The sequence below is a fragment of the Brevundimonas sp. FV1ye4L genome, from assembly GCF_058681255.1.
Map to the genome: position 1 here is coordinate 3,310,986 of NZ_CM178734.1, position 10,494 is coordinate 3,321,479.

Consider the following 10,494-nt stretch of genomic DNA (forward strand, 5'->3'; position numbering starts at 1 on the left):
AGCGCAGGCCATGAGACGTGATTGATCGCGACGGCGCTGCTGATCATCAGTCTCACCGCCCTTGCGGCGCCCCTCATCCTCGGCGGGCGTGCGGATTAATGGGCTTCGCCGTAGTCAATCCGAGCGGAGAACTGGTGCGGGACGCCGCGACAGGGCGTGCAAGGCCGCCAAACCGCCGCCCAGAGCCGCAACGCCCGTGGCGCCGGTCAGAAGGAGGACGACGCCAGTCCAGTCCATGCTCCAGGTCGCCTTGAAGGCAAGGGTCACGACCGGCAAGGCGCCGGCGGTGCCGAGGAGCAGGCCGGCGAGCCCGGCGATGGCGCCAACCAGACTGTATTCCACGAGGTAGGCGGTCAGAATCTGGGCGTGAGAGCCGCCCAGCACCTTGAGGACGGCCGCCTCGCGCGCCCGTTCGCGCACGCCTGCCGCGATGGCTCCGACCAGAACGAGCAGCCCGGCGAGACCGGCGACGGCCGCGGCCCCGCGGATGGCCAGAGCAAGGCGGTCGAACAGGGTGGCGGCGGCCTCAAGCTGTTCGCGGACGCTGATGATGTTCACTTCGCGGAAGTCTGCGCCAAGCGTCTGGGTCAGGGCCGTTTCTTCGGCGGGCCTGGCGCGCGCAATGGCGACGCTGCGGGGATTGGCACCTTCGATGGCGGCGGCGTTGAGGACGAGCAGGAAGTTGGTCCCGAACCCGCCCGGTTCGGTCCGGCGCAGGGCGGCGATGCGGACGTCCATCTCCCGCCCCAGCAGTTGCAGGGTCAGGCTGTCGCCGACCTTTAGATCGGCGGCCTTGGCCAGATCTTGTGAGAGGGCGATTTGCGGCGCACCCGCATAGCCGGCGGCCCACCACTGACCGGCGACGAGGTTTGCATCATCCGGCGCACTGGCCAGCGCGGTCAGGAGAATGTCCTGGTCGAAGGCCCAGCGTTCACCCTGAGGCAGGGCATCGAGATCGACGGGCGCGCCTTTCAAACGCACGATCCGCCCCGTCAGGAGAGGAAGGCGCCGGTAGCGGTCCGGTCCTGGGTTGGACATCACTTTCGCCACCGCCGCATCGAACGCCGCGCCGCGATCGGCGGGGATTTCTGTGAAGACCACGGACGGGGCCGATCGCGGGGCGACCTCGGTGATCTGGCCCAGCAGGCTGGACTGGATGAGGACGACCATGGCCAGCAGCGCAACGCCCAGGCCGATGGCGGGGGAGGCCGTGCGCGCCGCCGAGCGCGGGCCGGCGAGATTGGCAAGCCCCAGGCGGATCGCGCCGCCGGCCTGACGTCTCAGGCGTCCGGCCAGGGCGGCCGCCAAGCGACCAAGCAGCCAAAGGAGGGCGAAGGCGACGACCGTGCCGCCGATCAATGCCGCCGCCGCAAGTTTCGACGGTGCGGTCCAAAGGGCCAGGCCCGCCAGTCCGAGCGCGGCCAGCACGGCGAAGACCAGTTCGACGCCGAGGACGGGTCGGTCGGTGAGCTGGCGACGGAACAGGGACGAGGGCGGGGTAGCGCGGGCGCGGGCCAGGGGCGTGAGGGCGAAGGCGGCAGCCGCCAGCAGTCCGAATGCCCCGGCCTTTACGAGCGGCGCGGGATAGACGGCGAAGAGGGCGGGGATCGGCAGGCTGTCCTTCGCCAATACGCCGATGACGAGCGGCACGATGGCCCCGATCACAAGCCCAATGGCGACGCCGACGGCAGCGAGGACCCCGATCTGGGTCAGATAGATGTCGCGGATCAGCCCGCCCTCCGCGCCAAGCGCTTTCAGGGTGGCGATCGACGGCTTGCGGCCCTCCAGATAGGCCGAGACGGCGCCCCCGACGCCGAGCCCGCCGGCCACGAGAGACGCCAGGCCGATGAAGCCGAGGAAATATTCGAGCTGATCGATCAGTCGCCCGGCGCCGGCCGCGGCCTCGGACCGATCCCGGGCTTCGAGCCGAGCCTGCGGAAACCGTTTCTCTATGGCTGCAATAGCGGCCTTGGGATCGACGTCGGCAGGAAGGGCGATGCGCACCGCCTCGCCAAACAGGCCGCCGGGGGCGAGCAGGCCTGCCCGTTCGACAGCGGGGACCGTCGTCACCACGCGGGGGCCAAGCGCAAAACCCCGGCCCAGTCGGTCGGGTTCGGCCACAAGGACGGCCCTCGCAACGAACAGCGTTCCACCCACCGTGAAGGTGTCGCCGAGCTTGAGGTGGAGCCGATCCAGCAGGCGCTGTTCGACGACGGCGCCCGCCACGCCGTTCTCGACGCGCAAGGCCGTTGCTAGATCGGGCGCGCCGGACAGTTCGACGGCGCCGACCAGGGGATAGGCGGCGTCGACCCCGCGCATATCGACCAGACGACGCTGGCCGACGCCCGTCTCGGCCATGCCGTTGGCTCGCACCGAATAGGCGAGCGGCCCCAGGGCGGCGAAGGCCGCGCGCTGGTCGGGGCTGAACCGGCCCTGGTCGAGGCTGAAGACGACGTCGCCTCCAAGGATCTCCCGCGCCTGACTGGCCAGTCCCTGGCGAAAGGCCTCGGCGGTTGAGCCCGAGGCCGCGATCGCCGCCACGCCCAGGGCCAGACAGGCCAGGAAGATGCGGAACCCCGCGATCCCGGAGCGGAGTTCGCGGCAGGCGAAGCGGACGGCGAGCCTCACGCGGCGGCCTGCGAGGGGGTGACGACCTGGCCGTCGCGCATCGTCACGATCCGGTCCGCGCGGGCGGCGAGACGGTCGTCATGGGTCACCAGGACTAGGGCCGCGCCGCTGTCGTGCACAAGGTCGAACAGGAGGTCTGCAACAAAGGCGCCGTTGGTTCCGTCCAGATTGCCCGTTGGTTCGTCGGCGAACAGGAGTTCCGGTCCGATCGCCAGGGCGCGGGCCAGGGCGACGCGCTGTTGTTCGCCGCCCGACATCTGGTGGGGATAGTGCGACCGCCGGGCGCCAAGGCCGACCCGTTCCAGCCAGGCCCGCGCCTGTGCGACCGCGTCAGGCCGGTGGGCCAGCTCCAGCGGTGCGGATACATTTTCCTCGGCTGTCATATTGGGAAGGAGGTGAAAGCTCTGAAACACAAGGGCGGCGCGCCCCCGACGCAGACGGGCGCGGCCGTCTTCGCCCAGAGCGGCCAAGTCCTGATTGAACAGCATCGCCCGGCCACGGGTCGGCGTCTCCAGCCCGGCGGCGATGGAAATCAGCGAGGATTTGCCTGAACCGGAGGGGCCGACGATGGCGACCGTCTCCGCCGGCGCCACGACCAGGTCCACGCCACGAAGGATTTCCACGGGGCCTGCGGCCGAGGGCAGGGTGAGGACGACGCCGTCGAGGACGAGCGGGGCGGCTGAAGCCATCGATATGTCGCTTGCTGCATTGGGAGGAGGAAAGGCGGTCCCTATATGGGTGCGCAGATCATGACTCCAAAGCCCTCATCGCCCATGCCGCCCATTCCTCGCCGCACGCTCCTGACCGGAGGGCTGGGGCTCGTGCTCGCCGGATGCAGCCGCGCGAAAGACGACGCGCCAGAGGCGCCGGCTGCCCCCTCGGCTTCGCCCCCGTCCTCGGCTGACAGTGCGGGCGCGCCGGAAAGGGTCGTGACCCTTCTGGGGGATTCCATCACTGCCGGCTTCGGCTTGCCATCGGCCGAGTCTCTGCCGGTGCGGCTCGAAGAGGCGCTGCGTGCAAAGGGGCTCAGCGTCAGGGTTCGCGGGGCCGGAGTGTCGGGTGACACGACCGGCGGCGGGTTGGCGCGGGTCGGCTACAGCGTCCAGGACGACACCGATCTGTGCATCGTCGCCCTGGGGGGCAACGACATGCTTCAAGGCGTGGATCCGAAAACGGTCCGGGCCAACCTGGAGGCCATCATTGCATCGCTGAAGGCGCGCGACATTCCCGTCCTGTTGGCGGGGATGAGGGCGCCGCCGCAGTACGGCGCCTACGCCGCCGAGTTCGACCGAATCTTCGAGGATCTGGCCCGCAATGATGATGTGGCGGCCTATCCCTTTCTGCTTGAAGGCGTGGCCCTGGATCGCCGCTATAACCAGCCAGACGGCATCCACCCCAACGCCCAGGGGGTGCGCATCATCGCCGAAGGTCTGGCGCCGGTCGTGGCGACCACGCTGTCTGGCGGCTAGGGCGGCGGCGAAGGTCATGGGATCGCCCTTGAATCCCAGTTCGCCCATCGCCATCTCGGGTCCGCCCTTCCTGGGCGTTTCCTCCCAAATCGACTTCCGGCCTCGTCGCCCTGTGCGACGGGGCTGATTTTGTCCGGAACCATCTCCTGTCTGAGCGCGCATGCCCAAAGCCAACGACACCGTCCATCTGCGCTTCACGCTGAAGGGCGAGAGCGGCCCGTTCTGGCAGACGAATGCAACGGTCGCCTCGGTCGGCAGTGGAACAGCCCTGCTCGATGGTCTGGATCGCCAGATCGTCGCGCGCATCGCCGATTTTCGCCGGGCCGGAGATGGCCGCTGGACCCTCGACTTCGAGGTGCGGTCGAGACCCTGATCGGATCGCGTTTTCAATCTCGTCCACCTGGATATGTCCCAGACGCCGACGTCCCAAGACGTGTTGCTGGCCGATAGCGGCGGGCAACAGTACTCGTTTCCCTCCCACGGTTGAGGCACCTTAACACGCCGCGCGTGAGCGGTCCTTGAGGAGAAAGCGTCGCTTCAGCAAGCTGCACGAAGGTCCACTTCCGGGATCGGTGCGAATGTCCGCTTCTGGCGCTACTCGGACCCCACCTACTATCCTAATTTCTCCGCCAATCCCCCGCCTTTTCAAGGTCCCGGCGCTCGAATTCGCCCCTCAGCCCATCACGCCTCAAAACCGTGCGACACTCTCTCCCACGGTCTTTGAAAACCAAATCCCCCTCCCGTCGCCCTCTCGGGAAATGGCGCTTTGGCGCTTTGTCACCCTGTTTTTACGACAAGGTCCTTTCCGCCCAGCCCCCGCGTTCCCGCGAAGACGAGACGAAAATAGACTCGCCTTTTTCACCGTGGATTGAGTCTAGTCCTCAGCCGCCCGGCCGGCTGACATAGAAGGTGGCGCTGTTGCCCACGGCGGTCGCCCCGACCACGGCGGCGCGGCCGGCGCCGATGGTGGCGGTGGTCGTGGCGGTGACATTGGCGTCGTTGGTCTGGCTGTTGGTCACATTGACCTCGCCGCCGCACTGGGAACAGGCGTATCCGGTGACGCTGTTGCCCACGGCCTCGGCGCCGACATAGGCGTCGTAGCCGCTGACGCCCGTATAGGTCGCGGTCGCCTCGACCCCGCCGCTGTTCAGCTGGATGTTGTCCAGCTCCAGATAGATGTCCTGGTTGCCGGCGATCACCTCATTGGCGACGGCGCGGGCCGAGACGGTGGTCTGGCCCTGCAGGTTGGTCTGGGCCTGGGAGACGGCGCGGACCCGGCCCTGGTTGGTCTGGTCGGTCGCGGCGACCAGGGAGCCGCCGGCGTTGTACAGCACGCTCTGGTTGGCGCCGGCGTTGGCGCGCGCGGCCAGGTTCCAGGCGTTGTCGACATAGACGTCGGTGCGGGCCTCGACGGTCGAGGGCGCGTTGGTCTGGCGGATCGTCAGGTCCTGGTGCGAGGCGCCGGTGGTCGAGGTCTGGACGGCGTTGGCCACGGCCTGGGCTGAGAAGTCGGCGGGGGCGGGGATGTACTGAACGTCGGCGACGGTCTCGGCCAGGACGGTGGCTTCGCTGGACTGGTCGATCTGTCCGGTGACCGAGGACGAGGGACCGCCCATGAGGACGCCGTTCGCGACCGCCGTCGTGCCGGCTGTAACGCCGCCCAGGACGTGGGCGGCGCCCGCCTGAAGATCGGTTCGGGCCTCGATCTGCCAGTTATCGACGGCTGCGCTGCCCTGGACGACCTGGGCCGTATCGACCGCGAAGGCTGCGCCGTCCGTCGTGACCGACAACAGGTTGCCGCGCGCCTGGGTCTGCGATCCGACCGCGCCTTCGGCTTCGCCGGTCAGGGTGATCGGCGTCGTCGCCGTGGCGGAACCGGTCATGGTCTGGCGCGACGTCAGGGCGCCCGAGGCGGCCTCGATCCCGCCTGTCAAACGGTTGCCGGCGGCGTAGGTCGTCACCGTCAGCTGATCGACCGAGACATCGACATCGACCTGGCCGGTGACGTCGCGGTCGTTATCCTGGGCGCTGGAGCAATAGGACCCGGTCTCAGGGTCGCACAGCAGCGTCTCCTGGCCCGTCGTCTGGGCCGTCGCCTCAGTAGCGGCTAGGGCGAACGTCGCCGTCGCGGCGATCATGCCAGCGAGACGGATCGGCGCGGGTCTGGCCATTGTTGGTTTCCGTGGTGGGGTAGGCCGGATAGAAGCCGCCGGTCGGGCCGACGGCGCTGTCGCCGAGCGGATCATTGGCGGCGTCGAGGCAGATTTCGGGGCCGGGGGCGCCGTACAGATTGGCCATGAACTCGACCGTGGCCCGTTCGACCAGGGCGCGCACGGCCAGCTGCGTCGGCTCCATCCCGCCGGACCCGGCCGAGATGTCGAAGACATTGCCGTTCAGGAAGTCGAACACCCCGGCGGAGATCTCGCGGCCGATGATCTGCTTCTGGTACGAGACGACGTCCACGACCTCGAGCGTGGTGGTCTGCACCAGCCGCAGGTCCATGGCGATGTTCATCACATAGGTGCGGTAGGTGGCGATGCCCGATCCTGGCCGGTCGCTGTCCACTTCGCCCATGGCGGCGTCGAACCCGCCGGAGCGGATGTTGTAGTTCACCTCGGTGATCCCGCCGACGATGTAGAAGTCCGAGCCCGGCACCTGGCCGGCCAGGATGCGGCGGTACTGGGTGTCTTCCGGGCCCTGCGCGCCGGGGGTCTGGTCGCCGATCAGCTTGTTGTTGGCGTAGCGTAGCTCCAGCTCCGACACCGAGGTGTCGTACCGCTCCACGATCCGCGCCCCGGCCTTGGCCAGGGCCGAATTGGCCATCAGCGAGGCGCCGCCGGTGATCTGGCGCCCGCCGTCCGACGAGACGGTGCCCGTATAGTCGCTGATCCGGCCCACAGCCATGCGCGGCGAGGGCAGGTTGTAGCGGCGGGCGTAGTCGGCCAGGCAGTACAGAGCCGTCGAATAGGGGGTCGGGTTGGACGTGACCGGCGCATTGCCGATCGGCGTCGCATACTGGCCCGACGGCCCGGCCACCGGGCTGACGCAGCCGGCCAGCAGCAGAGCGGCAGCGGTCGCGACGGCGCCGGTGCGAATGAGGACAGGTCGGCTCATGGCAGGTTGAGGCTTCCGTTCAGGGCCGTGCCGGCGTTGACGTCGCCGTTGTTGGTCTGTTTCGAATTCACGATGACGGTGTTGTGGCTGCCCTGGACCACGACGTTCAGCTGATTGCCGATGGCGGTCGAGCCGCCGATGGTCGACCCGCCGCTGCTGGACGAACCGGCGCCGGCGTAGGCCGAGGCCACGCCGCCCGACTGGCTGGAATAGGAAGAGGCGCCGGACTGGATGATGCCGTTGACGATCACGCGATTGCCGTTGGCGTCCCGGGTCGAGCCGGTGGTTGCGCTGCTGGTGGCGCTACGGGCGGCGCCATAGCCCTGCTGGAACCGCGCGGCGCCGCTGGACCCCGTGGTCTGCCCCGCAGCCACGCTCGGGGCGACCAGGGCCAGGGTCGCAAGCACGGTCGGCAGGGGGGCGATCAGCCTCTTGACCGGCATGGGGGTTGCTCCTCGCGCACAAACGAACCACGGACCGACGCACGATCCGCACCCCAAACTGCGTTAAGGTTATTAAGAAGCGCTTGAGATACGGGAAATCCCTGCGCATGGGTGACGAATGTCCGAGCCCGACGGTCGATTCGCCGCGCCTCCCGAACCCCGGGAGCCCAAGTCCGAGAGGATGTTCAACGCCCCGGTCACGGTGGTGCTGATCGCCCTGTCCATGCCTGTCCTGTTCTTCTTCCAGCGTCAGCTGCCCGACATGGGCGGCGCGATGGCCTTCGCGCCGGTGGATCTGGAGAACGGGCGGTGGGGTGGGTTGCTGACCGCCATGCTGCTGCACGGCAGCTGGACACACGCCATTATGAACGCGGTCGGCGCCCTGGCTTTTGGCGCGCCCGTGGCCCGGCTATTCGGCGACCGGATCGGGCCGACCGTCTTCCTGCTCTTCTATATAGGTTGCGGCGTGATTGCGGCTCTGGGTTACGGACTGGTTCACTGGGGCTCGAACGACGCCATGGTGGGAGCCTCCGGCGCCGTGTTCGGCCTGATCGGCGGGGCGACCCGTCTGATGGGCGGGCAGGGCAGGGTGCTGGGCCTGTTTGATCGGCGCGTGGTCAGCGCCTCCCTCGCCTGGATGGTGGTCAATGCGGTGACGGGCCTGATCGGCTATGCGCCGGGCGCCGACGGAGCCCGTATCGCGTGGGAGGCGCACGCCTTCGGCTTCTTCGCCGGCCTGCTGGCCATAGGCCCACTGGCGCGCGCCTTCGGCAAAGGGCCGCTGCCCAACGCCGCGTCCGACGAGCCTGAATCCCGGATTTGATTCCTGCGGTCCCATGAGCGATCATGGTTATCGAGCGGCCCTGTCGCCATTCCGGCCCCGCGGTCGTCTCTTAACCATAGAGAAGGAGCCGCGATGTTCGTCGCCGAGATCCTCAAGACCAAGGGAAACGCCGTCTTCTCCATCGCGCCCTACCTCACGGTGGCGCGCGCCTGTGAGGAACTGGAGCTGAAACGGGTCGGGGCCATGGTGGTCCGCGACGGCGAGACCGTCGTCGGCGTGTTTTCCGAACGGGACGTGGTCAAGGCTCTGGCCGCCGACGGCCCGTCCGCCCTGAACCGCCCTGTCGGAGACTATATGACGGCCAAGGTCATCTTCGCCGAACCAGGCGAGGCCATGTCCGCGCTTATGACCCGGATGACCGACCGGCGGATTCGCCATCTGCCGGTGATGGACGGCGGGCGATTGGTCGGCGTCATCTCCATCGGTGATGTGGTCAAATGCCAGATCGCGGAACACGCCCGAGAGGCCGAAAGCCTCAGAACCTATATCACCGCTGGCTGACCGGGGTGCGGTGAAGCTTCGGAGACTCCGACTCCGCGAGATTCTTCATCGATCTGTCAGAATCTGGTTGCGGGTTAAAAGTCTCCCCCGTATAGGACCGCCTCGCTCGGAAACGGGCCGGCCCTGAGGGCTTCGGAGCTTCGGTTTCGGGGGTTTTGGGGGGAAGAAAGAGTTGAGAAACTTCTTGCTTTCCTGGGTTGGTTTCAATAGGTTCCGCGCTCCAATCGAATCGCCGAACGGTTAAGAGGAAAGCCTCTGCGTTTTCCTCCGGTGGTTTTTTGTGGTTTTGAGGGTTCGCTCTCGGGTCTGCAAAATCTCTGAAAAGAGCGGTTGACATGAGGTTCGCGGTTCTCTAAATCGCCGCCTCCGCCGACGACGAGGCGCTAAACAAGTCGGGCCGCTGAGGCGGTTTAGGTCTTTGACATTGTTGATATGGAAAGAGAAACGCAGGCGGCGGTGTTCTAGCGATAGTCCTAGAGGCTATCATACGACACTGACTATCTGCGGTCTTTTTGAAAAGATACCATGCGTCGGTCTTCGGATCGATGACGTGGGAACTCGTCAATAAAATACGTAGAACTAATGCCAAGATCACTTCGGTGGTCTTCAAGCTTAGGTCAGAAGTCAACTCAACCTGAGAGTTTGATCCTGGCTCAGAGCGAACGCTGGCGGCAGGCCTAACACATGCAAGTCGAACGAACTCTTCGGAGTTAGTGGCGGACGGGTGAGTAACACGTGGGAACGTGCCTTTAGGTTCGGAATAACTCAGGGAAACTTGTGCTAATACCGAATGTGCCCTTCGGGGGAAAGATTTATCGCCTTTAGAGCGGCCCGCGTCTGATTAGCTAGTTGGTGAGGTAAAGGCTCACCAAGGCGACGATCAGTAGCTGGTCTGAGAGGATGATCAGCCACATTGGGACTGAGACACGGCCCAAACTCCTACGGGAGGCAGCAGTGGGGAATCTTGCGCAATGGGCGAAAGCCTGACGCAGCCATGCCGCGTGAATGATGAAGGTCTTAGGATTGTAAAATTCTTTCAGTAGGGACGATAATGACGGTACCTACAGAAGAAGCCCCGGCTAACTTCGTGCCAGCAGCCGCGGTAATACGAAGGGGGCTAGCGTTGCTCGGAATTACTGGGCGTAAAGGGAGCGTAGGCGGACATTTAAGTCAGGGGTGAAATCCCGGGGCTCAACCTCGGAATTGCCTTTGATACTGGGTGTCTTGAGTATGAGAGAGGTATGTGGAACTCCGAGTGTAGAGGTGAAATTCGTAGATATTCGGAAGAACACCAGTGGCGAAGGCGACATACTGGCTCATTACTGACGCTGAGGCTCGAAAGCGTGGGGAGCAAACAGGATTAGATACCCTGGTAGTCCACGCCGTAAACGATGATTGCTAGTTGTCGGGATGCATGCATTTCGGTGACGCAGCTAACGCATTAAGCAATCCGCCTGGGGAGTACGGTCGCAAGATTAAAACTCAAAGGAATTGA

At 66.0% G+C, this 10,494-nt stretch carries 9 protein-coding genes and 1 other annotated feature; of the genes, 4 read left to right on the forward strand and 5 right to left on the reverse strand.

Annotated features, from left to right (window positions below; translation table 11 throughout):
- Positions 1-114 precede the first annotated feature (114 nt).
- Complete coding sequence (locus tag ACW17X_RS16015; protein ID WP_492098840.1) at positions 115-2,628, reverse strand: ABC transporter permease; 2,514 nt, start codon at positions 2,626-2,628, stop codon at positions 115-117.
- Positions 2,625-3,317, reverse strand: coding sequence for an ABC transporter ATP-binding protein (locus ACW17X_RS16020; protein WP_492098841.1), 693 nt, complete (start codon positions 3,315-3,317; stop codon positions 2,625-2,627). Before ACW17X_RS16020 ends, ACW17X_RS16015 begins: the two co-directional genes overlap by 4 nt.
- Before the next feature lie 240 nt (positions 3,318-3,557).
- Here ACW17X_RS16020 and ACW17X_RS16025 point away from each other — a divergent pair, with 240 nt between their 5' ends.
- Both ACW17X_RS16025 and ACW17X_RS16030 read left to right on the forward strand, forming a co-directional pair.
- On the forward strand, positions 3,558-4,097 hold the full coding sequence (locus ACW17X_RS16025) for an arylesterase (protein WP_492098842.1): 540 nt from the start codon (positions 3,558-3,560) through the stop codon (positions 4,095-4,097).
- A gap of 160 nt (positions 4,098-4,257) precedes the next feature.
- Positions 4,258-4,470 carry a hypothetical protein gene (locus ACW17X_RS16030; protein WP_492098843.1) on the forward strand — a complete coding sequence of 71 codons (213 nt, stop codon included), beginning with the start codon at positions 4,258-4,260 and terminating at the stop codon, positions 4,468-4,470.
- Positions 4,471-4,978: 508 nt separating this feature from the next.
- Here the strand turns inward: ACW17X_RS16030 and hfaD are convergent.
- The 3 genes from hfaD to hfaA are packed head-to-tail and all read right to left on the reverse strand — an operon-like array spanning position 4,979 to position 7,654.
- A complete protein-coding gene (gene hfaD, locus ACW17X_RS16035) occupies positions 4,979-6,268 on the reverse strand; it encodes a holdfast anchor protein HfaD (RefSeq protein WP_492098844.1) in 1,290 nt (429 codons plus the stop codon).
- A complete protein-coding gene (gene hfaB / locus ACW17X_RS16040; RefSeq protein ID WP_492086351.1) occupies positions 6,195-7,211 on the reverse strand; it encodes a holdfast anchoring protein HfaB in 1,017 nt (338 codons plus the stop codon). The genes hfaD and hfaB overlap by 74 nt, the downstream gene beginning before the upstream one ends.
- Positions 7,208-7,654, reverse strand: a complete 447-nt coding sequence (gene hfaA / locus ACW17X_RS16045) for a holdfast anchoring protein HfaA (RefSeq protein ID WP_492098845.1) — start codon at positions 7,652-7,654, stop codon at positions 7,208-7,210. Before hfaA ends, hfaB begins: the two co-directional genes overlap by 4 nt.
- 118 nt (positions 7,655-7,772) lie before the next feature.
- Here hfaA and ACW17X_RS16050 point away from each other — a divergent pair, with 118 nt between their 5' ends.
- Positions 7,773-8,477: a rhomboid family intramembrane serine protease gene (locus tag ACW17X_RS16050; protein ID WP_492098846.1), complete on the forward strand. Its 705-nt coding sequence runs from the start codon at positions 7,773-7,775 to the stop codon at positions 8,475-8,477.
- A gap of 93 nt (positions 8,478-8,570) precedes the next feature.
- The gene (locus ACW17X_RS16055) at positions 8,571-8,999 is read left to right on the forward strand and encodes a CBS domain-containing protein (protein ID WP_267515858.1); all 429 of its coding nucleotides are present in this window, start codon (positions 8,571-8,573) and stop codon (positions 8,997-8,999) included.
- Between the two features lie 630 nt (positions 9,000-9,629).
- Positions 9,630-10,494: a sequence feature (16S ribosomal RNA rRNA prediction is too short), on the forward strand.